The following is a 24,509-nucleotide window of genomic DNA, read 5'->3' on the forward strand; positions in this document are numbered from 1 at the left end:
ATGCCCTTGTACGACTCGGGGTACTGGGTCGGCTCCCGGCACAGCACACACGGGGCGTACGGCGGACCGTCCGCCGCCGGCGGCTTCGTGGCCTGACGCGTGGCCACGCGTCCGGGACTCCGTGCTTTCCGGAACTCCCGTGCCCAGCCATGTGAATTCGCCCCGACCTGCGGATGAATTGATGCTGCCCCGCCGGGACCTGACGAAGTAATGATTCCGCCCTTCACGGTGATTCCGTAATTCTGCAGAATCGGTGAAAGCAACTCACGAGTTCAGCAGACTTGTGAGTCTGTTGAGGAGCACGTCCTCGCGCACCCAGATACTGGCCGGATGCCCATTGGTCCGGTACTCGGCCTTCGGCGCGAACCCGACGTCGGTGGTGGCCAAGGGTGCGACGCGTACGTGGCGAGCGATACGCACTTCACGCCCACGGACCCAGATCTGCTGCTCGCGCACATCAGCTGAATCCGCCGGCCCGAGCGGGCGGCGCGGTTGGCACGGCGATAAGGGGGTTTCTCATGCGAATCCTGGGCTGTTCTCAGACAAGGTTGCGAGCATCAGGCCCGTCAACTGCTCGCATCGGTCCGCCAACGACCCGGGGAGCCCTCATTTCCATTCGCCTTCGCCGCTATCGCCGCTCCCTCCTGCTGAGCGCGGTCACGCTCGCCGGACTGGTCGTCGGCGCACAAACCACAGGTACCGCTTTCGGTGCCACCGCGCCGCTGAGCGGTGCGCGCGAGGTCGTCCATTTCGACATCGCCACCCTGCAGCAGCCGGAGAACATCACGCTGGAGCCGGGCGGGGCCGCCGATGTGACGTTCCAGAAGTCCCGGCAGGTGGCCCAGGTGGCCACGAGCGGGACGATCACCGTACTGGCGACCCTTCCCGCGCCGCCCACCGGCAACGCGACGGCGACGGCGTCCGGCATCGTACGTACCGCCGACGGCACGCTCTACGTCAACTACAACGCGGGCGCCAATTCCGGCATCTATCGGATCCCGGCGGGCGGTGGCACTCCCGTGCTGGTGGTGGCGATGCCCGAAGTGAAGGTGCTGAACGGCCTGGCGATCGACGCGAGCCGTGACACCTTGTACGCGACCGACTCCTCGTCCGGCACCGTGTGGAAGGTGTCGCTGAGGACGAGGGTCGCCTCCCTGTGGACACAGGGAGGCGACTTCCAACCCGGTTCGACCTCGACGTCCTCGTTGGGGGCCAACGGTGTCAAGGTGCACAACGGCGCCGTGTGGGTGACCAACACCGGCAACGGTACGTTGCTTCGGGTACCGATCAACAAGGACGGCACGGCAGGTACGGACACCGTCAAGGCGACCGGCCTGTCCGGGATCGACGACTTCACCTTCACCGGCCGCGGCGACCAGGTGCTGGCCGCCCAGAACGGCACCAACCAGGCCAGCATCGTCAGCTCGGACGGCATGGTTCAGACGGTACTGACGGCGGCGGACGGGATCGAGAACCCGACCTCGGTGGCGGTCAAGGGCTCGACCGTGTACGTGGCGAGCGGGGCGTACCTCACGCGCACGGATCCGAATCTGCTGCTCGCGCGGCTGCGCTGAGTGCGGGCGGGCCGGGGACGGGGAGCTCTTTCACCACTGAGCTTCAGCGCTCACAGATGCGGATGATCCTGTGGGTGCGAGCGGCGGTCAGGTCGTGCCTCGAGAATCTGGCGATCCGATGAGCAGCCCCTGCCCCGCCGTTTCAGGAGGGCGGGACCCGGGTGAAGCGGGAAGCGGTGTGCAGGTCGGTCTGGATGTGGGTGGCTGTGGCACGGAGTTCCGGGAGGAGTTCGGTCACGCATTCCTCCAGAGTGCGGCGGGCCGCGTGAGTGGCCACGTTCAGAGCGGCGACCGGGCGGCCCGTGCGGTCGCGTACCGGTACCGCGATCGAGCGCAGACCCGACTCCAGTTCCTCGTCCGCCAGGGCGTATCCGCGTGGTTCGTCGGGGGCGAGGAGGGCCCGGCCGAGGGAGGTGCGGGCCGCCGGCAGGCGGGTGCCGACCGTGATGTCCACGGTCAGGACGCGGCTCGCGGTCGCCACCGCGATGTACTGGATCTCCGGCGGGTCGGTCCCCGGCACCAGTACGGCCAGGGCCGCCGGCTCGTGCAGGCGGTCCGTGAGGGCTCGGAGGCGGGGGGTGGCCAGGCGGGCGAGGGTGGTGCGGGACAGCGGCGGATAGCCGAGGGACAGCACCCGCGGGGTGAGGGCGAACGTGCGGCCCTCCGCGGTCACCAGGCCCAGGTGCTCGTACGTGATCAGTGCCCGTCGGGCCGTCGCCCGGGCCAGGCCCGTCGCCTGCGCCACGTCCGTCAGCGTCAGGGCCGAGCGGCCCTCGCCGAACGCCGTGAGGACCGTCAGCCCGCGGGCCAGTGACTCCACGAAGTCGCGGCCCAACTCGTGCTTGGACGCCGTGGTCCAGCCGGCCAGGCCGGCGGGCGGGGGCCCCGGGTACGGCGGCGGGGCCTCGCGCAGTTCCGTCTCCATCGCCGCCACCGCCGTGCGCAGGCGGGGGAGCAGCGTGGCGCGCAGGTCCGCAGCCGTGTGACGGCTGGTGTGGCTAACGACGCTGGCCACGCAGGCGACCCTGCCGCCGGCCGGGTCACGGACGGGAACCGACACCGCGACCAGGCCCGGTTCGATCAGCTGGTCGTCCAGGGCCCAGCCGTCCGCGCGGGCCCGGTCCGCCCGCGCCTCGAAGCCGTCCCCGACACCGGTACCGGGGACGCGGGGCGGTACGGCCGGGAAACCCGCGTCGGACGGGTCCGCCGCGCGCCGGGCCCGCCAGGCCGACCACTCCGTCTCCGCCCAGTCCGCCGCGAACAGCGGGCCGGGGGCGGTGCGTTCGGCCGGCAGCAGGTCGCCGATGCGGAAGCTGACGGACATCGCGCGGCGGCGGGTGGCCTGGTGGATGAAACGGATGCCGTCCCGGTCGGCGACCGCGAGCGAGACCGACTCGTCGAGTTCGTCGGCGAGCGCGTCGGCGTACGGGTCGAGGAGGGCGGGCAGGCGGAGGGCGGCCAGGTAGGCGTTGCCGAGCTCCATCACGTGCGGAGTGAGCACCGCGTCCCGGCCGGCCTGGCGGACGTATCCCATGCGGGCGAGGGTCGCGGTGATCCGGTCGACCGTGGAACGGGCCAGGCCGGTACGGCGTTCCAGCGCGCTCGCGCTCAGGGTCCCGCCCGCCTCGGTCAGCGCCTCCAGCACCGCCACGCCTCGGATCAGCGGCGCGACCGCCTCGGCGGGCGGCTCGTGCGGTGCGGTGGAGGAGGGCAGGGGGGTGGCGGCGGTCATCGACTCTCCGGTACGGCCATCAGCACAGGCCTCGATCGGGGCACGCCTACCGTAAACCGTGGACGCCCGAGCCGATCAGCGCCGGGTCCCGCAGTCCCGCGCCGGGTGCCGCGACTTCGCGCCGGGTCCGGCAGTCCCGCGCCGGGGGCCGCGACCCAGCGCCGGCTTGCGCACCCCCGCGCCGGCTTGCGCGACTCCGCGCCACGCTCCACACCCCCGTGCTGGAGCGCGCAACCTCGCGCCCTACCAGTACTCCCCCTCCACTCGCGCTCCCCCTCCACCAGCGCTCCCCGTGGACCCGCGCCCCCCCCGTTCACCCCCCGCGCCCCCTTCCCCCACCCCCACGCCCTCCTACCCCCGAGCGATCCGCACCTGGTAGTCCCCCGTCGCATCCACCCCCAGCACCCGCACCTCGATCCCGTGTTTCGGGTCCTTGAAGGTCTCGCCCGGGCCGAACGGGGCGTCGGAGAGTTCCGCCTGGACGTTGGGGCTGCGGGTGCAGCCACCGGTGTCGCCGTGGGCGTCGTACACCTTGATCGGTCCGCGGCCGGTGTCGACGTTCGCGTCGACCTTGTAGATGAGGACGCCCGGGCGGCAGACCTCCTCGTCGTTGCCGCCCTGGGTGCGGACCTCCAGGGCGTAGCCGGTGCGGGCGTCGACGGGGACGAAGACCAGCTTGGGGCCGCCGGCGCGGGCGAGCGGGGTCAGCGTGTGGTCGGTGGAGCCGTGGGCCGCCGCGCAGCTGACCTGGTCGGCGTCGAGCCAGCCCAGCTTCCACTTGTGCCAGGCGAGGAGGTCGTTGTCGGCGCCCCAGTCCTCGCTCATGATGTCCCAGTGCCCGACCGCGCCCCCGCCCTCCTGGGTGTAGAGGTCGGGCAGGCCGAAGACATGGCCGTTCTCGTGGGGGAGGACCCGGTAGCCGGTCTGCGGGTAGGAGCCGGAGCCGTCGTCCTGGCGGGAGTAGACGAAGGAGGCGTTGGCGACCGGGACGCCGTCGGCGACCGGGGCGTCGGAGTTGCCGGCGAAGGTCACCGACAGCACCGTGTCCAGGGCGGAGGGGCCGGCGTTCGGGGTGATCAGCACGTTCAGGAGGTCGTACGACCGGAAGTCCACGTCCGGGTCGGCGGCGGCCACGATGTCCTGGACCAGCTGCCGGTAGCCGGGGTCGAAGGGGGCGCCGCGCTCTATGCCGTACGCCGCGAACGGCTTGGGCATCCGCAGCCAGTGGTCGACCGGGGCCGCCGGCTGGTAGTCGAGCTTGCCGTAGGAGGCGGTGCGGAACCAGTCCTGGGTCTGCGGGAAGAACTCGTGGTAGCGGTCGAGCGCGCTGCCCTGGCCGGGCGCGTCGGAGAAGTCGACCATCAGGGTCAGGGCGTGCACGGTGCCGGTGGAGCGGGAGTAGCCGCCCGGGGTCGGTATGCCCTCGGTCATCTGGACCTCGTGGCCGCCGCTGATCAGACAGGGGCCATAGACCGAGGAGCGGGCCAGCGCGATCGGACCGGCGCCGGCCGGCGTGGGCGCCGCCGTGAGGTGCCCGGTGCCCGCCGAGGTCCCGACCGCGAGGATCAGCACGGTCACGGCGGCGAGGGAGACCGCACGGCGGTGGCCTATCCGGCGGTTCGGGGGTATCGGGCGGCGGGGCTGCGGCTGCATGCATGGACCTTCCGCTCCACGGCAGCCGCCGGTTTCCGGCTGCACCCTTTCGATCACCCTGTGTCGAGGGGGCGTTGGGCGCGCGCTGGAGAGGCCGATCGTGGGATTCCCCGCGGCAGAAGGTGTGACTCAGGTCACAGGAAGTTTGGGGAAGGTGGGGAAATAACCGGGGACCCTCTCCCCGTTTAGACCTGTGTCCGCGCGAAACGGGGAGCGGATCCCCGGATCGTGGAAGCCCAAGGCACCACCCAGACCAAGACCAGGAGTGCGCCGTGCAGACCGCGACCGCCATCCCCACCGTGCGCAAGGCGCCCCGGCCCCGCGCCGACGCTCTGCGCAACCGGGAGCGGATCGTCACCGCCGCCCGCGAGATGTTCACCGAGTACGGCCCCGACGTGCCGCTCGACGAGATCGCCCGCCGGGCCGGCGTCGGCAACGCCACGGTGTACCGCAACTTCCCCGACCGTGACGCACTCGTCCGCGAGGTCGTCTGCTCCGTGATGGACCGGACGTCGGAAGCGGCCGAGCTCGCGCTCGCGGAGAGCGGGGACGCCTTCGGGGCGCTGGAGCGGTTCGTGCACGCCTCCGCCGACGAGCGGGTCAGCGCGCTGTGCCCGATGGTCTCCAGCACCTTCGACAAGAACCACCCCGACCTGGAAGCGGCGCGCGAGCGGTGCGAGCAGCTCATCGACCAGCTCATGGACCGTGCCAAGGCGGCCGGGCAGCTCCGTCCGGACGTGGGTGTCGGCGACGTCATGATCGCCGTGGCCCAGCTCAGCCGGCCCCCGTTCGGCACCGACTGCCTGGTCGGCGACCGCTTCGTCCACCGTCATCTGCAGCTGTTCCTGGACGGACTGCGGGCCCCGGCCTGCTCCGCCCTGCCGGGCACGGCCGTGACCATGGAGGACCTCCGCCAGGCCTGACCGACCGAGAGAGACCGCACCGTCCCACAGGGGCCGATCAGTTCCGGACCGAGCACCGGTCCTTTGTTCGGCGCACCCCTTGATCCGCGCCGACCACCGTCTGCGCTCCACCGATCCGTTTTTCCGTCACGAAGCAAGCACCGGCTTTCCGTCACGCATTCACGAAGTCACGAAGTGGGTACCCCCATGTCAGAAACAGCCGCCAAGGCTCCCGGCGCACCGGCGCAGTCCGGTGACGCCAACCGCTGGAAAGCGCTCGTCTTCATCGCGCTCGCCCAGCTGATGGTCGTCCTCGACGCCACCATCGTGAACATCGCACTGCCCTCCGCCCAGACCGACCTGGGCATCTCCGACGGCAACCGGCAGTGGGTCGTCACGGCCTACGCCCTCGCCTTCGGCGGTCTGCTGCTCTTCGGCGGCCGGATCGCCGACCTGTGGGGCCGTAAGCGGGCCTTCGTCATAGGCCTGATCGGCTTCGCCGCCGCCTCCGCGCTCGGTGGCGCGGCGACCAGCGGCGCGATGATGTTCGGCGCCCGCGCCCTGCAGGGCGCCTTCGGTGCCATGCTCGCCCCGGCCGCGCTCTCCCTGCTCGCCGTGATGTTCACGGACGCCAAGGAGCGTGCCAAGGCGTTCGGCATCTACGGCGCGATCGCCGGTGGCGGCGGCGCCGTCGGCTTCATCCTCGGCGGTGTGCTCACCGAGTACCTGGACTGGCGCTGGACGTTCTTCGTGAACATCCCGTTCGCCATCGTCGCGGCGCTCGGCGCGTACTTCGTCATCCGCGAGCCGGAGGGCGGGCGCAACCGCAACCCGCTCGACATCCCCGGCGTGCTCCTGTCCACCCTCGGCCTGGTCTCCCTGGTCTACGGCTTCACCCGCGCCGAGTCCGACGGCTGGGGCGACGCCACCACCATCGGCCTGTTCGTCGCCTCCGTGGTGCTGCTGGTCGCGTTCGTCGTCACCGAGACCCGGGTCAAGGCCCCGCTGCTGCCGCTGCGCGTGGTCCTCGACCGCAACCGCGGCGGTATCTACCTCTCGCTCGGTATCGCGATCATCGCGATGTTCGGCACGTTCCTCTTCCTGACCTACTACCTCCAGGTCATCAAGGGCTTCTCGCCGATCAAGACCGGCTTCGCGTTCCTGCCGATGATCGCGGGCATGATGGTCGGCTCGACCCAGATCGGCACCCGTCTGATGACCCGGGTCCCGGCCCGGGCGCTGATGGGCCCCGGCTTCCTGGTCGCCGCGGCCGGCATGCTGGTGATGACCCAGATGGAGATCGGCTCGTCGTACGCCTCTACGATCCTGCCGGCGATGCTGCTGCTCGGTCTCGGCATGGGTACGGCGTTCATGCCGGCCATGTCCCTGGCCACGCTCGGCGTCGAACCCCGGGACGCCGGTGTCGCCTCCGCGATGGTCAACACCTCGCAGCAGGTGGGCGGCGCGATCGGCACCGCCCTGCTGAACACGATCGCCGCGTCCGCGACGACGTCGTACATCAAGGACCACATCGCCACCGCGACCTCCAAGTCGCAGCAGCAGCTGGTCCAGATGGAGGGCGCCGTGCACGGCTACGCCAACGCGATCTGGGTCGCCGTCGGCATGCTGGTGCTGGCCGCGGTGGTCGTGGTGACCTTCGTCAACGCCGGCAAGCCGGACACCACGACGGTGGCCTCGGGCGAGGGCGCGGAGGACGAGGTGGCGATCCCGGTGGTCGCCCACTGAGCCTCTGAGCGACTCACTGAGCGACCTCTGAGCGACGACCTCTAAGCGACTCACTGAGCGACCACTGACCGGCCACCGGTCGACCGGGTACCCGCACGCGGACCTGTCCTGAGCTTCCTGAGCCTCCTCAGCGGAGCCAGGGCAGGTCCGCGCCCGCTTCGTTGGGCTGCAGGCCCTCGGCGACGATCTGCATGATCTCGCCGAGGGTCTGCTGCTGTTCGGGGGTCAGCCGCTCGAACAGCGCCTGCCGTACGGCGGCCACATGGCCCGGCGCGGTGCGCCGCAGCACCTCGGAGCCCTCGTCGGTCAGGACGGCGAACTGGCCCCGCTTGTCGGAGGGGCAGTCCTCCCGGCGTACCCAGCCGTTCTTCTCCAGGCGCGCGACGGCGTGCGAGAGCCGGGACCGGGTGATCTTCGCCCCCATGGCCAGCTCGGTCATCCGCAGCCGCCGCCCGGGCGCCTCGGCGAGCCCGACGAGCAGGCCGTAGTAGATGTGCGGCATCCCCGCGTCCCGCTGGAGCTGACGGTCCAGATGGTCCTCCAGCAGGGTCGTGGCGTGCAGATACGAGCGCCAGACGTGCTGTTCGTCGTCGCTGAGCCAACGGTGCCGTTCGGCGGTCGCGGATGTGGATGCCGTATTCATGTATCCCACTGTACGAGCCTCTCCTTGAAGGTTAAACAAGTGGGGCGTATGGTGTTCCACGAAAAGCTTGAGAGTTAAAACGTAGGGAACATGGGGCCCTGGGGGGTTCCCGTCCGTGGAGGGAGCCGCCGTCATGACCGCCGCCGCACAGGAGCGATCCGCCGCTTCCCGGGAGCGCATGCCCGCCCTCTACCTGAGCCACGGCGCGCCGCCGCTCGCCGACGACCCGGTCTGGCCCGGCGAACTGGCCGCCTGGAGCGCCGGTCTGCCCCGCCCCAAGGCGATCCTGATGGTCTCCGCCCACTGGGAGGAGGCCCCCCTCGCCCTCGGTGCCGTACAGACCGTCCCCCTCGTCTACGACTTCTGGGGCTTCCCCGAGCACTACTACCAGGTGCGGTACGCGGCCCCCGGCGCGCCGGCGCTCGCCGAGTCCGTACGCAAGCTGCTGCGCGCCCCCGGCACCCCCGTGCAGGACATCCCGGACCGCGGACTCGACCACGGCGCCTACGTGCCCCTGGTGGAGATGTTCCCGGCCGCGGACATCCCTGTCCTCCAGATTTCCATGCCCACCCTCGACCCGGTCCGCCTGATGGAGATCGGCCGCCGGCTCGCCCCGCTGCGCGACGAGGGCGTGCTGATCGTCGGCTCCGGCTTCTTCACCCACAACCTGGCCGCCCTGCGTCACACCGGGGCCGGGGTGCCCTCCTGGTCCTCTGAGTTCGACGACTGGGGACACCGGGCGCTGGAGGAGCGTGACTGGGACGCCCTCCTCGACTTCCTCGACAAGGCCCCGGCCGGCCGTTACGCCCACCCGCGCACCGAGCACTTCGCCCCGCTCTTCGTCACCATGGGCGCGGCGGAGGCCGGCGGCGAACTGGACGCGCAGAAGTCGGTGATCGACGGGTTCTGGATGGGGATGGCGAAGCGGTCGGTGCAGTTCGGCTGAGCCGGCCCGGTCAGAGGTCCTTCTCGTACCAGGCCACGTCCCAGTAGCGGCCGAACTTGCGGCCCACCTCGCGGTACGTGCCGACGTACCGGAACCCGAAGCGCTCGTGCAGCCGGGTGGACGCCTCGTTCGGCTGCGCGATGCCCGCGTAGGCGCGGTGCAGGTCCTCGTCCGCGAGCGCCTCGAAGAGGGCTTTGTAGAGGAGCGTGCCGACGCCGCGCCCGCCGGCGTCCGGGGCGACGTAGACCGTGGTCTCCGCCGAGGTCCCGTAGGCGGGTTTCGCGCGGTAAGGGCTGGATGTGGCGTACCCGAGAATTTCCTGTGAGTCCGCCGACGTGGCAACCATCAGCCGGTACGGGCCGTCTTCCGGGTGGGAGAGCAACCACGCACGACGCTCTTCCGGCGTGAAGACCGTCGTGTCAAAGGTGATGGACGTCTCACGTACGTAGTGGTTGTAGAGGTTCGTGAGGGCTTCGAGGTCCCCCTCGACTCCCGGCCTGACCTGCACCTCTGCACGTTCCGACGACATCAGGCCCCCTCGGTCGGTTCGACAGGGTACTGCATGATCAGAAAAATCGGGGGGCGGCATGGGAATTCTGTCCGGATTCCAGTCGTTGTTTCCTTCGGATGCCGGGCACCCGACCAGGACGCCGGGAGTTCCAGAAGCGGACTTCCGGGGCGCCGCGAGCCGAGCGCCGAGCATCCACCGAAGACCGAGAAGAACCGGATAGGACCACCCCGCCCGCCCACCATCGCAAGGGAGCACCGCATGGCAACCCGTGCCGTCGCCCGTCGTCAGTCCGCCACCGGCGAGACGGCCGACTCGGCAAGCAGTGTTCGCCGCGTCCATGGCGGCGAGATCGCCGACCGCGATCTGGTCGGCATGTATCTCGACGAGATCGCGCGCACACCGCTCCTCGACGCCGCCAAGGAAGTCGAGCTGTCCCAGACCATTGAGGCGGGGGTGTTCGCGCGGCAGGTCCTCGACGGCGAGGAGGAGTCCGGGTCGGACGCCACCCGCGAGGAGCTGGAGGCGCTCGTCGTCGCCGGCGAGCGGGCCAAGGACGTCTTCATCCGCTCCAACCTCCGCCTTGTCGTGGCCGTCGCCCGACGCTACCCGCGCAGCGGCCTGCCCCTCCTCGACCTGATCCAGGAGGGCAACGCCGGCCTGGTGCGCGCCGTCGAGAAGTTCGACTACCGCAAGGGCTTCAAGTTCTCCACGTACGCCACCTGGTGGATCCGCCAGGCGATCACCCGGTCCATCGCCGACCAGTCCCGGACCATCCGGCTCCCCGTCCACCTGGTGGAGGAGCTCGGCCGGATCCGGCGCGTCCAGCGCGAGTTCAACCGGGAACACGGCCGCGACCCGGAGCCCGCCGAGATCGCCGCCGAACTGGGCTCCAACTCCGAGCGCGTCATCGACGTCCTCGACTGGGCCCGTGACCCGGTCTCGCTGAACATGTCGGTGGACGACGACGGTGACACCCAGTTCGGCGACCTCCTCGAGGACACGTCGGCGGTCAGCCCCGAGCAGTCCGTCCTGACCCTGCTGCGCAGCGAGGAACTGGACGACCTGATCGGCCGCCTGGACCAGCGCACGGCCTCCATCATCAAGATGCGGTACGGCATCGAGGACGGCCGCGAGCGCACGCTGACCGAGGTCGGCAAGGAGCACGGCCTGACCCGCGAGCGCATCCGCCAGATCGAGAAGCACGCGCTGCTGGAGCTGAAGAAGCTGGCCCGCAGCACGGGGTTCGAGCCGGCGGCGTAAGGGAGTGCGAGGGGGCTCGTGCGCATGGGGCTCCCGCTTCGGCGGGGGTTCGCGGGTCCGTGGAGACTCCGGGGGGTGTGCGGGCTCGCGAGCCTGGGGGCGCGCGTGGAACCGTTCACGCCGAGCGCGTGCGCCGGGTGGCGAAAGACGGCGCAAACATGGCGCGGTACCGCCGCTTCAAGGCGCCGTGTGTAGGGAACAACCATTTCGGGCCGGGGAGTTGAGGGCTCCGGCTGGGGTGGTGGTCGGTTCGATCAGGAGAGCCGACTCGGGAGACCCGACTCAGGAGAGCAGGCTTCGGTGAGTTTGCCGCGGAGGTCCGCCGGAGGGTCCGTTTCGGCGGACCGGTGCCTGCTCGACTCCCGGTGGCAGCCTGCGCCGATCTCTGACGACGACGTATGACGACCCCTCGGTGAGCCATGTCCCGACGCGCCATCCCCCCCGGCGCCGGGACTTCCGCAGAGCCGGGCTTCGGCGCCTAACCCCCCCCCGGGTGCCGGAGCCCGGCTCCATTGCTGCCCGGTGACAGTCCGGCGATGGCCCGGCGACTGCGCTGCGGTTGCTCGATACGGCTCGGCGCGACTCGGTCCGCCCGCCACGGCTCGGCGCGTTTGCCGGGCCCTGTCTCTCTCCCCCCGGCATGCTGGAGCTCTTCCCGGCATGCTGGAACGGCGGCCCACCCCGTACCTGAACCACGGGGTGAACCGCCGGATGGCAGATTCTGCCATAGCGGCATAGCCTGCCGAGGTGAGCACCCCCAGTACCACCGGCAACACCCCTCGGCAGGATCCTCCCGGTGTCTCCCTGACAGAGCGGCGCAAGGCCGAGACCCGCATGGAGATCGCCCGGGCGGCCGCGGGCCTCTTCGTACGGCAGGGCCTACGGGCCACCCGCGCCGAGGACATCGCACACGCCGCCGGCATCGCCCCCCGCACGTTCTACCGCTACTTCGCCACGAAGGAGGAGGCGGTCGCCCCGCTCTACGCGGCGGGCGCCCAGCGCTGGGCGGAGGCCGTACGGTCGGCTCCGGCGTCCCTCTCGGTCCCCGAGGCGCTCGAACACGCCGTCCACCACACCCTGACCCCCGGCGTGGGCGTCTCCGCGGCGTCCTGGGAGTGGGTGCGCACCCTGATCCACCTCGCCGACACCAGCCCGGCCCTGCGCAAGGTGTGGGCGGAGGTCTGCCAGTCCTCGGAAGACCTCCTGGCGACGATCCTGGCGGAGCGCACCACACCCGACAACGTTGCCCCCACTCCTCACCTCCGTTTCACCTCGGCGGTGGCCGGCGCGGCGGTCCGGGTGGCGGTGGAGTCCTGGGCGGCGGGCACGGCGTCCCCGTCGGGCGCGGAGGGACCGGCGGCGCTGGCGCTGCGGAACCTGGGGGATCTGCGCGGGTTCGCCTGGGAGGAGCAGGCGTAGCCGGTACGACCGGTCGAGCCGGCTGCGGGCAGTCGTGCCTCTCCGGCGCCTGAAGGACCTCCGGTGCCTTGAGGGGCCGTCAGCGCCTGAAGGACTTCCAGCTCCTGAAGGACCTCCAGCGCCTGAAGGACCTCCAGTGTCTTGAGGGGTCGTCAGCGCCTGAAGCACCTCGAGCGCCTGAAGGGCCTCCAGTGTCTTGAGGGGCTGTCAGCGCCTGAAGAACCTCCAGCGCCTGAAGGACCTCCAGCGCCTGAAGGACCTCCAAAGTCTGAAAGGCCTGGGAGGCGCCCTGCCCGCCCGCTCACGCACCCCCACCCGCCCGAACCAGCCGACCCCCCAACTCCCTTACGCACTCCACGAGTTCCCGAGGCTCCCGCACCACGAACTCGCCCCCCGCCATCACCAACCGCACCGCCAGCCACTCCATCGGATCCCCGCCGACTCCCCGGACCACACACCACCCGCCCCCTTCGTCCACCGGCGTCCCCAGCCACCCCGGCAGCCGGGCCGCCACCTCCTCCACCGTGCCGGCGAACGCGACCACGAACTCGTACGTCTCCTGCTGCCGTTGGATCGACCGGCGCAGATACTCCGCCGCGCTTCCCGTCGGCATCTCCCGCGGAGCGAACCGCGCCCCGGTCGCGAACGGCTCGCTCACCCGGTCGACCCGGAACGTCCGCCAGTCGTCGCGGTCGAGGTCGTACGCCACGAGGTACCACCGCCGTCCCGTCGACACCAGCCGGTACGGCTCGGCCTGCCGCCGTGTCTCGCTTCCGTCCGCCGCCCGGTAGGCGAACCGCAACCGCTCCCGGCCCGCCACCGCCGACGCCATCACGGTCAGTGTCTCCGGCGCGATACTCGCCCCGTCCCCGATGGTCAGCGGCGTGGTCGCGGCCTGAAGCGTGGCCACCCGGTGCCGTAGCCGGGCCGGCAGCACCTGCTCCAGCTTCGCCAGCGCCCGTACCGACGCCTCGTCCACCCCCTCCACGGCATGTCCCGCCCCGGCGCGCAGCCCGACCGCGATGGCGACGGCCTCCTCGTCGTCGAGCAGCAACGGCGGCATCGCCTTCCCGGCGACCAGCCGGTACCCGCCGTCGGCCCCCTTGCTGGCCTCGACGGGATACCCCAGTTCCCGCAGCCGGTCGATGTCCCGCCGCACGGTGCGCCGGGACACCCGGAGCCGTTCGGCGAGTTCACCGCCGGGCCACTCACGGGGCGTCTGGAGCAGAGACAGGAGCTGAAGCAGCCGAGCCGGAGTGTCTGTCGTCATGCGTCAGAGGATGCCGCATGACTAGGACAGGATCTGACCTATTCGCGTCCTACGTTGACGACATGACTTCCGTTGACGACAACGCCGCAAAGGGGCGCGGGGAACTGCGCACTCCACCACGACGAATCCGCAGCCAACCCGCCACGGCGACCCCGGCGGCGCCCGGCACGTCGGCCGACCCCGGTGCCCCGCACCGCTGGCTGGCCCTGGCCATCGTCATGACCGCCGCCTTCATGGACCTGGTCGACGTCACGATCGTCAACGTCGCGATCCCCTCCATTCAGCGGGACGCCGGTGCCTCCTTCGGCCAGATCCAGTGGATAACCGCCGGCTACGCCCTGGCCTTCGCCGCCGGCCTGATCACCGGCGGCCGCCTCGGCGACATTCATGGCCGCAAACGTCTGTTCCTGATCGGTGTCGCTGGCTTCACTCTCGCCTCGGCCCTGTGCGGCTTCGCCGCCGACCCGGAGATGCTGGTCGCCGCCCGCATCCTGCAGGGTGGCATGGCCGCGATGATGGTCCCGCAGGTCCTGTCGATCGTGCACGCCACCTTCCCGGCGCACGAACGCGGCAAGGTCTTCGGCCTGTTCGGCGCGATCGTCGGCCTGGGCGCGGTCTCCGGCCCGGTGCTCGGCGCCCTCCTGACGGAGTGGAACGTCCTCGGCCTCGAGTGGCGTCCGATCTTCCTCATCAACCTCCCGGTCGGCGTCGCGGCCCTGCTCCTCGGTCGCCGTTACATCAGCGAATCCAAGGCCCCGCACGCCCTGAAGCTCGACCTCGTCGGTGTCGCTCTGGTGACCCTCGGCCTGCTGATGCTGCTCTACCCGCTGACCCGCGGCCGCGAGCTGGGCTGGCCGCTGTGGGGGTATGCGTCGATGGCGGGGGCGCTCGTCGTCTTCGGCGCGCTGGTGGCGTACGAACGCCGGAAGGCCGCCCGCGACGGTTCGCCGCTCATCGAACCGTCTCTGTTCCGGGTGAAGAGCTTTGCCGCCGGCATCGCCGTGCAGACCGTCTTCGGCGTCGCGCTGGGCATCTTCTTCCTGGTCTGGACGCTGTACATGCAGGTCGGCCTCGGCTGGACCCCGCTGCACGCCGGCCTGACCGGGGTGCCGTTCTCGATCGCCGTCTCCGTCGCGGCCGGCCTGTCCGTGCAGAAGCTGGTCCCGCGCTTCGGCCGCAAGGTGCTCCAGGCGGGCGCCCTGGTGATGGGCCTCGGCGTCCTGGTCTACATCTGGGAGTCCGATCGCTACGGCCTGGCCATCGCCTCCTGGCAGATGGCCCTGCCGCTGGTCGTGATGGGTACGGGCATGGGCCTGATCGTCGCCCCGCTGACCGACACGGTGCTGTCGGAGGTGCCGCGTGAGCACGCCGGTTCCGCCTCCGGGCTGATCAACACCGTGCAGCAGATGGGCAACGCGCTCGGTCTCGGCCTGGTCTCGGTCGTCTTCTTCGGCGTCGTCGACGACCGCCTGACCTCCGCCCCGCTCGGCCCGGCCTTCGTGAACGCCTTCCAGCACGCGCTGCTCTGGGTGGCCGCCCTCATGGTCGTGATGTTCCTGCTGATGTCCGCCCTGCCGAAGCGGCCGGCGCAGCACCTGGAGGGCGGCGGCGTGCAGGAGCCGCTCCCGGCGCGAACGAAGGAGGAGGGCGCGCTCGTCCACTGAGCGCGCCCCCTGCCGAAGGGCCCGACACCTCCCGGTGCCGGGCCCTTCGGCATGCGCGAAGGAGTCTCCCGTGCTTCCCGCCCGACCCCTCCGAACAGCTCGGAAGTCCGATCGCGCCCGATCCATGCCCGAACCTGTTTACTTTCTGGAAATCCGGGCGTAGCCTCCAGCGAAACCACAAGTTCGGGCACGAGTCGGACTCAGTCGGACATTAACCGGACACCAGTCGGACGTATCTTGGAGCGGAGGCGCAGGGCATGTACGCACCGGAGCGGCAGCAGGAGATCCTCCGGCTCGCCCGTGACGGCGGCCGGGTGGACGTCGTGTCGCTCGCCGAGGAGTTCCAGGTCACCGCGGAAACGATCCGCCGTGACCTGAAAGCCCTGGACCGCGCCGGTCTGGTCCGCCGGGTGCACGGCGGTGCCATCCCGGCCGGCCGCCTCGACTTCGAGCCGGACCTCGCCGAACGCGAGTCCACCTCGGCCGACGAGAAGGACCGCATCGCCAAGGCCGCCGTCTCGGAACTGCCGACCGAGGGCACCCTGATCCTCGACGCCGGCACGACGGTCGCCCGCCTGGCCGGTGCCATCCCGCTGGAGGCGTCCCTCACCGTCGTCACGCACAGCCTGCCGATCGCGGCCCGCCTCGCCGACCATCCGGGAATCCAGCTCCATCTGGTCGGGGGGCGCGTACGGCACCGCACGCGCGCCGCCGTGGACGCCTGGGCGCTCCGCGCGTACAGCGAGATCCGGGCGGACGTCCTCTTCGTCGCCGCCAACGGCTTCTCCGCCGACCAGGGCCTGACCACCCCCGACCTCGCCGAGGCCGCGGTGAAGCGGGCGGCCGTCGCCGCGGCCCGCCGGGTGGTCCTGCTCGCCGACTCCGCCAAGCACGGCCAGGAGCACTTCGCCCGCTTCTGTGACCTGAGCGACGTGGACCTGCTGATCACCGACAGCGGGCTGAGCCCCGACGACGCCGCCGCCATCGAGCGCGGCGGCACGGAAGTAGTACGAGCATGAGCACCACGAACAGCGCGAGCGCGACGAACGGCACGAGCGGTACGGCCATGATCCTCACCGTCACCCCCAACCCCTCCCTCGACCGCACCTACGAGGTCCCCTCCCTGGAGCGCGGCGAGGTCATCCGAGCCACCGGCGAACGCATGGACCCCGGCGGCAAGGGCGTGAACGTCTCACGCGCCGTCGCGGCCGCCGGCCGGCGCACGGTCGCCGTGCTGCCCCTGGGGGGTGCGCCCGGCGCGCTCGTGTCCGACCTGCTCGACGCGCAGGGCATCGAGGTCGCTCCGGTCCCGGTCGCCGGAGCCACCCGCTCGAACATCGCCCTCGCGGAGTCCGACGGGGTGCTCACCAAGATCAACGCGCCGGGTCCGGAACTCTCGAGGGCGGAGCAGGAGCTGCTCCTGGAGACGGTGCGCGAGCAGTCCCGTGACGCGGACTGGATCGCGTGCTGCGGAAGCCTGCCCCGGGGGCTCGCGCCGTCCTGGTACGCCGATGTGGTCGCCCGGGCACACGCCGGGGGCGCACGCATCGCGCTGGACACCTCGGGGCGCGCGCTGCTGGAAGCGCTGCGCGAGCGCCCGGACGTGGTGAAGCCGAACGCCGAGGAGCTCGCGGAGGCCGTCGGGCGCCCCCTGGCGACGGTCGGCGACGCGCTGAAGGCGGCCGAGGAGTTGCGCGGCATGGGCGCACGCGCCGTCCTCGCGAGCCTGGGCGCCGACGGCCAGCTCCTCGTGGAGGACGCGGGCGCCTGGTTCGCGAGCGCCCGCGTGGACACCGTCCGCAGCAACGTCGGCGCCGGCGACTCCTCCCTCGCCGGATTCCTCATCGCCGGCGGCAGCGGCCCCAAGGCCCTCGCCTCCGCCGTCGCCCACGGCGCCGCCGCCGTCCAACTGCCCGGCAGCGTCATGCCCACCCCTGCCGATCTGGATCCCACGGCGGTGACCGTCACCGACCGCGTCCCCGTCGACCGCGACCTGACGGAGCCGGTGTCATGAACGCTCGTACGACCCCGCAGGCGGCCGCGTCTCTGGTCGGCGCCGCCCTTCCACAACCCGCCCAGGAGCGGCGAGGTTCAGTCTTACTCACCGCGCCGACGGGCCGACGGGGCACCCTGAGCCGCCCTGCCGTCCCCGGGAGGCGGGGCTTCCCCTGCCCCGTCTCCCACCCTGCCCCCCACGGCACCCCCGTCCCCACCCTCGCCCACCCCACACCCCGGGCGACACGCGTGCATAGGAGCCCGCGATGAGCGACATGATCACCGCGGACCTGGTCGATCTCGACCTGTCCGCCGACACCAAAGAAGCGGCGGCGCGCGCCCTCGCCGAGCGCATGGTGGCCCTGGGCCGGGTGACCGACCTGGAGGGCTTCCTCGCCGACGTGGCCGCCCGCGAGGCCCAGATGCCGACCGGCCTCGACGGCGGCATCGGCATCCCGCACTGCCGCAGCGCCCACGTCACCGAGCCGACGCTCGCCTTCGGGCGCAGCGCCGCCGGCATCGACTTCGGCGCGGCGGACGGCCCCGCCGACCTCGTCTTCCTGATCGCGGCCCCCGCCGGCGCCGACGACGCCCACCTCACGATCCTCTCCTCGCTGGCCCGCCAGCTGATGAACAGCGAGTTCACGGACGCGCTGCGGTCGGCGGGCGACGCGGAGACGGCTGCGGCGCTGATCCGCGGGGACGAGACCCCCGCGAAGGGCGCGGAGGCCGCGGACGCCGGTGACACGGGCGCCCGCGCGGGCTCGAAGGGCACCGCGAGCGCCGCTGAGGGCGCCGTGAGCGCCTCCCAGAACACCGCTGCGACGCCGGCGGCGGCCTCCGCCGGCGCCGCAGCGGCAGACACGGCGCAGGCGCCCGCCCCGGGCGCCGGCGCGGATGCGACTGCCGAGCGCCCCTTCCGTATCGTCGCCGTCACCTCCTGCCCCACCGGCATCGCCCACACCTACATGGCGGCCGAGTCCCTGGAGAACGCGGGCCGCGAGGCAGGCGTCGAACTCGTCGTCGAGACGCAGGGCTCGGCCGGTTTCACCCGGCTCGACCCCGAGGTCATCGCGGCGGCGGACGGCGTGATCTTCGCGCACGACGTACCCGTCCGCGACAAGGACCGCTTCGCCGGCAAGCCGACCGTCGACGTCGGCGTGAAGGCGGGCATCAACCGCCCCGCCGAACTGATCGGCGAGGTCCGCGAGAGGGCGGCCCGCGGTGAGGTGACCTCCGGTTCCGCGCCGGCCACGCCGGTCGAACGCGCCGGAGACTCCGGCGAGGGCTACGGCACCAAGCTGCGCAAGTGGCTGATGTCCGGTGTGAGCTACATGGTCCCGTTCGTCGCGGCCGGCGGTCTGCTGATCGCCATCGGCTTCGCGATCGGCGGATACAAGATCAACAAGGCGCCGTCGGTCATGGACCACTTCCTGTGGACGCAGGCCGACAGCTGGGGCGCGCTGTTCTTCCAGATCGGCGGCGTGGCCTTCGCCTTCCTCGTGCCGGTCCTGGCGGGCTACATCGCCTACGGCATGGCCGACCGGCCGGGCCTGGTCCCCGGCTTCGTCGGCGGCTCGATCTCCCTCACCATCAACGCCGGCTTCCTCGGCGGCCTGGCGGCCGGTCTGATCGCCGGTGCGGTGGTGATGGGCATCCAGAAGGTCAACATCCCGGCGGCCCTGCGCGGCATCATGCCGGTGGTGGTGATCCCGCTGATCTCCTCGGCGATCGTCGGCTTCCTGATGTTCGTCGTCATCGGCAAACCCATCGCGTCCGCCCAGAAGGGCATGACGGACTGGCTGAACGGCCTCACCGGCACCAACGCCGTCCTGCTCGGCGCCCTGCTCGGCCTGATGATGTGCTTCGACCTCGGCGGCCCGGTCAACAAGGTCGCGTACACCTTCGCCACCGCCGGTATCGCGGTCTCCAGCCCCAGTGACTCCGCGATGAAGATCATGGCCGCGGTCATGGCGGCCGGCATGGTCCCGCCGCTGGCGATGGCCCTGGCCACCACCGTGCGCGGCAGGCTCTTCACCGAGACCGAGCGCGAGAACGGCAAGGCCGCCTGGGTCCTGGGCGCCTCCTTCATCTCCGAGGGCGCGATCCCGTTCGCGGCCGCCGACCCGCTGCGCGTCATCCCGTCCTCGATGGTCGGCGGCGCGGTCACCGGCGCCCTGTCGATGACCTTCGGCGCCACCCTGCGCGCCCCGCACGGCGGCATCTTCGTGGTCCCGCTGATCGGCAACCCGTTCCTCTACCTGATCGCCATCGCCGCCGGTGTCTGTGTCACCACGGCCTTGGTCGTCATCCTGAAGGGCCTGCGCAAGCCGGCCGCGCAGACCCCGGCGGGTGGCTCCGCGGCCGGCCCGGCCGCCACCACGAAGGAGACCAAGCAGCCCGTCGCGGCCTGATCGCCCGCACCCTCTTGTCCCTTTGATTCGCTGTGAGTTGTTCGCGGCACCTGCGAGATACGTCACGGTCCGGGACCAAAGTCCCGGACCGTGGTGTGTACTGGGGCGCATGCCTGAGCACGTTGCGCCCCTCCAGCTGATCGGAGTGACCGCCCTCGCCCTGGCGACCGTCGCCTGGGTGGTCGTCCTGATGCGCGTGCTGCGCCACACCCGCCGCGAGGCCACCGCCTGGCATGCGGCCCGCGTCCTTCCCGGCCACCCGCACCCGCTCCAGGCCGGTCCGCCACGGGAGTCCGTGGAACTCACCCCCGCCGAACAGGACGCCTTCGCCGGCCTGGTACGCCGACTCGGCGGCCGCTGAGGCGCGGTGGACGGGGAGCCCGCTCGGCTCAGGACCGCCGCGCCGCCAGCCGCTCCATGGCCTCCCGGGCCGCATCCTCCGACGGGTACACCTCGCACATGTGCCGCCCGTCCGGCGTCGCCGTGTGCTCGACCTCCCACAGGGAGAGCTCCCGGCCGTCGCTCAGCAGGAACGCGTGCTCGTAGAGCGAGAAGCTCAAGCCGGTCCGGCCCGCCCGCCCGGGCCGTCCGAACGCCTGGGTGATCTGGTGCGCGAACGCCGTCGCCAGCAGCTGGGCCGTCTCCGTGTCCGGCCGGTCGGTGTTCTCCGCACGGCGCAGAAGCCGGCGCGCGTGGTCCGCCGAGTCGTCCGGCACATACACGTGCCGGGGTTCGGGGACCGCCGCCAGCGTCATCAGCACCGGCAGCTCGAAGTCCGGGGTGTCCGGCGGCAAGGGCAGCCGCGCCGTCGCGGCCCGCAGCTCCTCCTCGTCGACGTACACCTCGGCCTGCGGGTCGCTGCCCGGCGCGGTGTTGTGCACGAGCTCCCACAGAGTGACCGCCGACCCGTCGGCGAGCAGCCAGGTGTGCCGGTACGTCTCCCGGTGCAGCCCCGCGCTGTGGTGCGCGGAGTGCAGCGAACTGTCGTGCGCCAGCGCGCAGTCCAGCTGCCTTATCGCCTCATCGGGCAGTTCGAAGGAGTTCAGGGCACGGCCGAGGAGCCGCGCGAGATGCTCCTCCGGAGACTCGGGCGACTCGGCTGGTTCGTACGCTGCCGTCTCGTACGGAACGCTCAAGGTTTCTCCCGGCGTTGCTGCATGTCACCTTGTGGGTGCATACCGTAGCCCCTCGGTCGGACATCATGTCCGGGAACCGAGAAAACGTACGCCGCGAAAACACGCGGGCCGCGCGAAAAGTTCCCGCGCGGCCCGACGATCTGTCAAAACCAGCCGGTCAGACCGCGCTTCCCGCGGTCCACTCGCTCCACGACAGGTTCCACCCATTGAGCCCGTTGTCCGGCTGCACGGTCTTGTCGGGGGAGTTCTTCACGATGACGACGTCCCCGATGAGCGATTCGTCGTAGAACCACTTGGCCGTCGTGTCGCCCTGCGCGCCCTGCACGTCCGCGAGCCCCACACAGCCGTGGCTGGTGCCCTCGCGGCCGAACGGCGGGTTGCCCTTGTTGTACCAGTAGTTGCCGTGGATGAACGTCCCCGACGTCGTCAGCCGCATCGCGTGCGGCACGTCCGGGATGTCGTACTCCCCGCCCAGGCCGACCGTCTGGCTGTTCATCCGGGTCTGGGTGAACTTCTCGGAGATCACCATCTGACCGTTGTACGTCGTGTGCTCCGGGCTGCCCGTCGACACCGGCACCGACTTGAGCGTCCTGCCGTCCCGGACCACCGTCATGGTCTGTGTGTTCGCGTCGACCGTGGAGACCTGCGAACGCCCGACGGTGAAGGTCACCGTCTTCTTCTGCACCCCGTAGACGCCGTTCGCGCCCTCGACGCCGTCCAGGTCGATCTTCATCGTGACCTTGGAGCCGGCCTTCCAGTACTCCTGCGGCCGGAAGTCCAGCCGCTGCGACCCGAACCAGTGCCCCACCACCTGCTGGCCGCTGCTGGACGTCACCGTGATGTGCGACTGCACGGCCTTCTTGTCGCTGATGACCTTGTCGAAGCTGAACGACACCGGCATCCCCACACCGACCGTCGTCCCGTTGTCCGGCGTGTACGTCCCGATGTAGCTGTTCGCCGAATTGACGGTGGTGAAGATGGAGTTGGCCGCCGCCGTGAGCCCCCTGGAGTCCTTGGCGGTCGCCGATATCTCGTACTTCGTGCCGCGCTCCAGCTGTTCCTTCGGCTTCCAGGTGCTGCCGTCCGCCGAGAGGGTGCCGTCCACGGCCTGCCCCGACCCCGCCACGGTCATCTTCACGACGGTCAGCTTGCCGCCGCTGACCTGCACGCCGGTCGTGTTGATGGACGCGCCGGTCGAACCGTCCTTCGCCGAGATGGCGATCTTCGCGGTGGACGTCTTGGTGGCGTTGTCCTGCCCGCCCTTGCTGTCGCCGCTGTTGGCATTGGCGTTGCCGCCGCAGGCGGTCAGGGTGAGGGCGCCGACCATCAGGGCGGCACAGGCCCCCAGTGCGCGCCGCGCTGCAATGTCCGGCGTTGTCACGGGCTGCTCCAGGTTCTTGTGATGTGCGTGATCCGCTCCAGTGCGTGGAGAGAGAGGGCGTCGGCGCGGGTTCGGGTTCCCCCGAACGGTCGCGAACGCCATCACGTGACAGAACCGGGACAATCAGCGGGGGCACGTGAGAGTCAGGGCACGCCCCTCGCCGCCGTCATCGCGCCCCGTACAACTCCCCGTACGACGGCCACACTCCGCCCGGCCCGGCCACGGACTCGGCGGCCCGCACGGCGCGCACGACGGCGCGCGTCACCAGGTCCGCGCCGGCCGCGAGGATCTCGTTGAGCGCAAGCGGGCTCGAGTCGAGCGGGCGCGCGCCCGTCGCCAGCGCGAACACCGTGTCCCCGTCGTGCAGCAGGTGCACCGGCCGCACGGCGCGCGCGATCCCGTCGTGCGCCGTCCCGGCCAGCTTCTGCGCCTGCGCCTTCGAGAGGTCGGCATCGGTCGCCACCACGGCGAGTGTGGTGTTGAGCGGCGGAAGCCCGTTCTCGGCGGCGGCCTCGGCGAGCCGCCGGCGCGCGGCCTCGTGCACCCGCTCCTCGGGGTACTCCACGCGTCCTTGGAACAACTCCCCGTACAGGACGCCTGTTTCGGGATCCATCACGGCGCCGGCGGCGTTCGCCACCACGAGCGCGGCCACCGTGATCCCTGACTCCAGCACCGCGCTCGCGCTGCCCACCCCGCCCTTCAGCGCCCCGGCCACGGCGCCCGTGCCGGCCCCCACGCATCCCTCCCGCACCGGCGCCCCGGGTGCGCTTGCCGCGGCTTCCTCGACCGCCGCGCGCCCCGTGGTCGCGTCCGGCCGGGCCCGGAAGTCCCCGCCCCGCCCCAGGTCGAAGACGCAGGCGGCGGGCACCACCGGCACGACGTGCGCAGGATCCGCTCCCACCCGCACCCCGCGCCCCCGCTCCTCCAGCCAGGCCATGACCCCGGACGCCGCGTCGAGCCCGTAGGCGCTGCCGCCCGTGAGTACGATCGCCTCCACCCGCTGCACCACATTGCGCGGGTCGAGCGCGTCCGTCTCCTTGGTACCCGGACCGCCGCCGCGCACGTCCACCGCCGCGACCGCGCCGCCCTCGGGAGCGAGCACCACCGTGGTCCCGGTGAGCCAGCCGTCGCCGCTACGGGACGCGTGTCCCACCCGCAGCCCGGCCACGTCCGTCAATGCGTCAACTGTCATGACGGCCAGTCTGGCCCAGCCGGCGGTCGTCGCGGAGCGTCAGGAGTCGGCCGCGGCGGCGTCCGCCGGGCGCTCGCGGCCGGCCGTGCGCGCCGTCAGAGTCGTCCCGGTCGCCACCGCCAGGGCCGACACCAGACCCGCCGCCGGCACCGCCCAGTCGCCCAGGAAGGTGCAGCAGATCACCAGCAGCGCCGTCATCGGCAGCACCAGCTGCTGGGCGATGCCGACCTTGAAGTACCGCGAGTGCAGCGCCCACACGGCCAGCAGGTACAGCGCCGTCGGCAGGGTCACGGCCGCCGAGGCGGCCAGCGTCGAGATGTGCGCCGCGCCGACCGCCTGCTCGACGGCCACCTCCAGGCCCGCGCCGATCGAGGCCGCCGAGGCGAAGATCAGGTAGTGGCCGTAACCCCACAGGAAGGATTCCCTGTTGGAGCGCAGATGGCCGTGGATGGGCACCACGAAGTAGATCCACCACGCGGAGAAGACGATCAGCAGTCCGCCCGCCGCGATCGGCAGCAGCTCTCCCAGCGCGTCATGCTCGGCCAGGGCCGACTTCACGGCGACGGTCGCCGCCGCGATCGTCTCTCCGAGCACGATGATCGTGAACAGCCCGTAGCGTTCGGCGATGTGGTGCGGATGCCACGAGGTGGCAGAGGCCTTCTCCGCGTACAGCGGGACACACATCTCGACGACCGCCATCACCAGGAACACCCAGGCGCGCGCGTGCTCCGGCAGCAGCACCAGGCCAGTCCAGCCGACCTGGCACAGCAGCACGCCGCCCGCGTACCGGAGGGCCATCGTTCTCTCCGCGCCCTCGGCCGATCGCGCGGCTCTCAGCCACTGCGCGGCCATCGCCAGCCGCATGATCACGTAGCCCAGCCAGACCGCCACGTAGTCGTGGTCCGCGAAGGAGCGCGAGACCCCGGCCGCCAGCACCAACACGCCGGCGACCTGGAGCAGGGTGACGACCCGGTAGAGCGCGTCGTCGTTGTCGTACGCCGAGGAGAACCAGGTGAAGTTCATCCAGGCCCACCCGTGAGCCAACGGAGCAACACCGCTCTGACCTGCGGG

At 71.3% G+C, this 24,509-nt stretch carries 19 protein-coding genes and 1 pseudogene; 11 read left to right on the top strand and 9 right to left on the bottom strand.

All coding sequences use genetic code 11. The annotated features are described in order from the left end of the window. Positions 1-548 precede the first annotated feature (548 nt). On the top strand, positions 549-1,574 hold the full coding sequence (locus AB0N16_RS29895; protein ID WP_365802018.1) for a hypothetical protein: 1,026 nt from the start codon (positions 549-551) through the stop codon (positions 1,572-1,574). A gap of 142 nt (positions 1,575-1,716) precedes the next feature. Here the strand turns inward: AB0N16_RS29895 and AB0N16_RS29900 are convergent, their stop codons facing one another. Both AB0N16_RS29900 and AB0N16_RS29905 read right to left on the bottom strand, forming a co-directional pair. Beyond that, positions 1,717-3,306 (bottom strand): IclR family transcriptional regulator C-terminal domain-containing protein, encoded by a 1,590-nt coding sequence (locus AB0N16_RS29900; protein ID WP_365802020.1) that lies wholly within the window; start codon positions 3,304-3,306, stop codon positions 1,717-1,719. A 351-nt stretch (positions 3,307-3,657) separates the two neighbouring features. Continuing rightward, on the bottom strand, positions 3,658-4,959 hold the full coding sequence (locus AB0N16_RS29905; RefSeq protein WP_365802022.1) for a M6 family metalloprotease domain-containing protein: 1,302 nt from the start codon (positions 4,957-4,959) through the stop codon (positions 3,658-3,660). 272 nt (positions 4,960-5,231) lie between these two features. Between AB0N16_RS29905 and AB0N16_RS29910 the strand changes: the two genes are divergently transcribed. After that, positions 5,232-5,882: a TetR/AcrR family transcriptional regulator gene (locus tag AB0N16_RS29910; protein ID WP_365802024.1), complete on the top strand. Its 651-nt coding sequence runs from the start codon at positions 5,232-5,234 to the stop codon at positions 5,880-5,882. Positions 5,883-6,068: 186 nt separating this feature from the next. Further along, positions 6,069-7,607: an MFS transporter gene (locus AB0N16_RS29915; protein ID WP_365802026.1), complete on the top strand. Its 1,539-nt coding sequence runs from the start codon at positions 6,069-6,071 to the stop codon at positions 7,605-7,607. Positions 7,608-7,734: 127 nt separating this feature from the next. On the opposite strand, the gene AB0N16_RS29920 is transcribed toward AB0N16_RS29915, so the two are convergent. Beyond that, positions 7,735-8,250 (bottom strand): MarR family transcriptional regulator, encoded by a 516-nt coding sequence (locus AB0N16_RS29920; protein ID WP_365802028.1) that lies wholly within the window; start codon positions 8,248-8,250, stop codon positions 7,735-7,737. A 133-nt stretch (positions 8,251-8,383) separates the two neighbouring features. Between AB0N16_RS29920 and AB0N16_RS29925 the strand changes: the two genes are divergently transcribed. Further along, complete coding sequence (locus tag AB0N16_RS29925; RefSeq protein ID WP_365802030.1) at positions 8,384-9,196, top strand: class III extradiol ring-cleavage dioxygenase; 813 nt, start codon at positions 8,384-8,386, stop codon at positions 9,194-9,196. Between the two features lie 10 nt (positions 9,197-9,206). On the opposite strand, the gene AB0N16_RS29930 is transcribed toward AB0N16_RS29925, so the two are convergent. Beyond that, positions 9,207-9,725 (bottom strand): N-acetyltransferase family protein, encoded by a 519-nt coding sequence (locus AB0N16_RS29930; RefSeq protein ID WP_365802032.1) that lies wholly within the window; start codon positions 9,723-9,725, stop codon positions 9,207-9,209. A gap of 240 nt (positions 9,726-9,965) precedes the next feature. On the opposite strand from AB0N16_RS29930, the gene AB0N16_RS29935 reads away from it, so the two are divergent. Both AB0N16_RS29935 and AB0N16_RS29940 read left to right on the top strand, forming a co-directional pair. Then, positions 9,966-10,967: a sigma-70 family RNA polymerase sigma factor gene (locus AB0N16_RS29935; protein WP_365802034.1), complete on the top strand. Its 1,002-nt coding sequence runs from the start codon at positions 9,966-9,968 to the stop codon at positions 10,965-10,967. 747 nt (positions 10,968-11,714) lie between these two features. After that, positions 11,715-12,386 carry a TetR family transcriptional regulator gene (locus tag AB0N16_RS29940; RefSeq protein ID WP_365802036.1) on the top strand — a complete coding sequence of 224 codons (672 nt, stop codon included), beginning with the start codon at positions 11,715-11,717 and terminating at the stop codon, positions 12,384-12,386. Positions 12,387-12,687: 301 nt separating this feature from the next. Here AB0N16_RS29940 and AB0N16_RS29945 read toward each other — a convergent pair whose 3' ends face one another. Continuing rightward, positions 12,688-13,656 carry a YafY family protein gene (locus tag AB0N16_RS29945; protein ID WP_365802038.1) on the bottom strand — a complete coding sequence of 323 codons (969 nt, stop codon included), beginning with the start codon at positions 13,654-13,656 and terminating at the stop codon, positions 12,688-12,690. 218 nt (positions 13,657-13,874) lie between these two features. Between AB0N16_RS29945 and AB0N16_RS29950 the strand changes: the two genes are divergently transcribed. From AB0N16_RS29950 to AB0N16_RS29970, 5 genes are all read left to right on the top strand, one after another. Further along, positions 13,875-15,320 (top strand): MFS transporter, encoded by a 1,446-nt coding sequence (locus AB0N16_RS29950; protein ID WP_365802415.1) that lies wholly within the window; start codon positions 13,875-13,877, stop codon positions 15,318-15,320. 257 nt (positions 15,321-15,577) lie between these two features. Next, a complete protein-coding gene (locus AB0N16_RS29955; RefSeq protein WP_365802040.1) occupies positions 15,578-16,339 on the top strand; it encodes a DeoR/GlpR family DNA-binding transcription regulator in 762 nt (253 codons plus the stop codon). 47 nt (positions 16,340-16,386) lie between these two features. Then, a complete protein-coding gene (gene pfkB / locus AB0N16_RS29960; protein ID WP_365802417.1) occupies positions 16,387-17,334 on the top strand; it encodes a 1-phosphofructokinase in 948 nt (315 codons plus the stop codon). 247 nt (positions 17,335-17,581) lie between these two features. Then, complete coding sequence (locus AB0N16_RS29965) at positions 17,582-19,729, top strand: fructose-specific PTS transporter subunit EIIC (protein ID WP_365802042.1); 2,148 nt, start codon at positions 17,582-17,584, stop codon at positions 19,727-19,729. Between the two features lie 109 nt (positions 19,730-19,838). After that, positions 19,839-20,090 carry a hypothetical protein gene (locus tag AB0N16_RS29970; RefSeq protein ID WP_365802044.1) on the top strand — a complete coding sequence of 84 codons (252 nt, stop codon included), beginning with the start codon at positions 19,839-19,841 and terminating at the stop codon, positions 20,088-20,090. A 28-nt stretch (positions 20,091-20,118) separates the two neighbouring features. Here the strand turns inward: AB0N16_RS29970 and AB0N16_RS29975 are convergent, their stop codons facing one another. The 4 genes and pseudogenes from AB0N16_RS29975 to AB0N16_RS29990 all read right to left on the bottom strand — a co-directional run. Further along, positions 20,119-20,865, bottom strand: a complete 747-nt coding sequence (locus AB0N16_RS29975) for a DUF6227 family protein (RefSeq protein ID WP_365802046.1) — start codon at positions 20,863-20,865, stop codon at positions 20,119-20,121. Positions 20,866-21,022: 157 nt separating this feature from the next. Continuing rightward, positions 21,023-22,246 carry an Ig-like domain-containing protein gene (locus tag AB0N16_RS29980; RefSeq protein WP_365802048.1) on the bottom strand — a complete coding sequence of 408 codons (1,224 nt, stop codon included), beginning with the start codon at positions 22,244-22,246 and terminating at the stop codon, positions 21,023-21,025. A 166-nt stretch (positions 22,247-22,412) separates the two neighbouring features. Continuing rightward, positions 22,413-23,438 carry a P1 family peptidase gene (locus AB0N16_RS29985; RefSeq protein ID WP_365802050.1) on the bottom strand — a complete coding sequence of 342 codons (1,026 nt, stop codon included), beginning with the start codon at positions 23,436-23,438 and terminating at the stop codon, positions 22,413-22,415. 39 nt (positions 23,439-23,477) lie between these two features. Next, positions 23,478-24,470 (bottom strand): annotated as a pseudogene (locus tag AB0N16_RS29990) (low temperature requirement protein A); the annotation flags it as partial. Between the last annotated feature and the right edge of the window lie 39 nt (positions 24,471-24,509).

The sequence above is a fragment of the Streptomyces sp. NPDC051105 genome, from assembly GCF_040682795.1.
Lineage (GTDB): Bacteria > Actinomycetota > Actinomycetes > Streptomycetales > Streptomycetaceae > Streptomyces.

Bases quoted from the DNA above. Each gene is read 5' to 3' on its own strand.
- AB0N16_RS29900 (WP_365802020.1), bottom strand. From the start codon at position 3,306: ATGACCGCCGCCACCCCCCTGCCCTCCTCCACCGCACCGCACGAGCCG.
- AB0N16_RS29905 (WP_365802022.1), bottom strand. From the start codon at position 4,959: ATGCAGCCGCAGCCCCGCCGCCCGATACCCCCGAACCGCCGGATAGGC.
- AB0N16_RS29915 (WP_365802026.1), top strand. From the start codon at position 6,069: ATGTCAGAAACAGCCGCCAAGGCTCCCGGCGCACCGGCGCAGTCCGGT.
- AB0N16_RS29920 (WP_365802028.1), bottom strand. From the start codon at position 8,250: ATGAATACGGCATCCACATCCGCGACCGCCGAACGGCACCGTTGGCTC.
- AB0N16_RS29925 (WP_365802030.1), top strand. From the start codon at position 8,384: ATGACCGCCGCCGCACAGGAGCGATCCGCCGCTTCCCGGGAGCGCATG.
- AB0N16_RS29930 (WP_365802032.1), bottom strand. From the start codon at position 9,725: ATGTCGTCGGAACGTGCAGAGGTGCAGGTCAGGCCGGGAGTCGAGGGG.
- AB0N16_RS29935 (WP_365802034.1), top strand. From the start codon at position 9,966: ATGGCAACCCGTGCCGTCGCCCGTCGTCAGTCCGCCACCGGCGAGACG.
- AB0N16_RS29945 (WP_365802038.1), bottom strand. From the start codon at position 13,656: ATGACGACAGACACTCCGGCTCGGCTGCTTCAGCTCCTGTCTCTGCTC.
- AB0N16_RS29950 (WP_365802415.1), top strand. From the start codon at position 13,875: ATGACCGCCGCCTTCATGGACCTGGTCGACGTCACGATCGTCAACGTC.
- AB0N16_RS29955 (WP_365802040.1), top strand. From the start codon at position 15,578: ATGTACGCACCGGAGCGGCAGCAGGAGATCCTCCGGCTCGCCCGTGAC.
- pfkB (WP_365802417.1), top strand. From the start codon at position 16,387: ATGATCCTCACCGTCACCCCCAACCCCTCCCTCGACCGCACCTACGAG.
- AB0N16_RS29965 (WP_365802042.1), top strand. From the start codon at position 17,582: ATGAGCGACATGATCACCGCGGACCTGGTCGATCTCGACCTGTCCGCC.
- AB0N16_RS29970 (WP_365802044.1), top strand. From the start codon at position 19,839: ATGCCTGAGCACGTTGCGCCCCTCCAGCTGATCGGAGTGACCGCCCTC.
- AB0N16_RS29985 (WP_365802050.1), bottom strand. From the start codon at position 23,438: ATGACAGTTGACGCATTGACGGACGTGGCCGGGCTGCGGGTGGGACAC.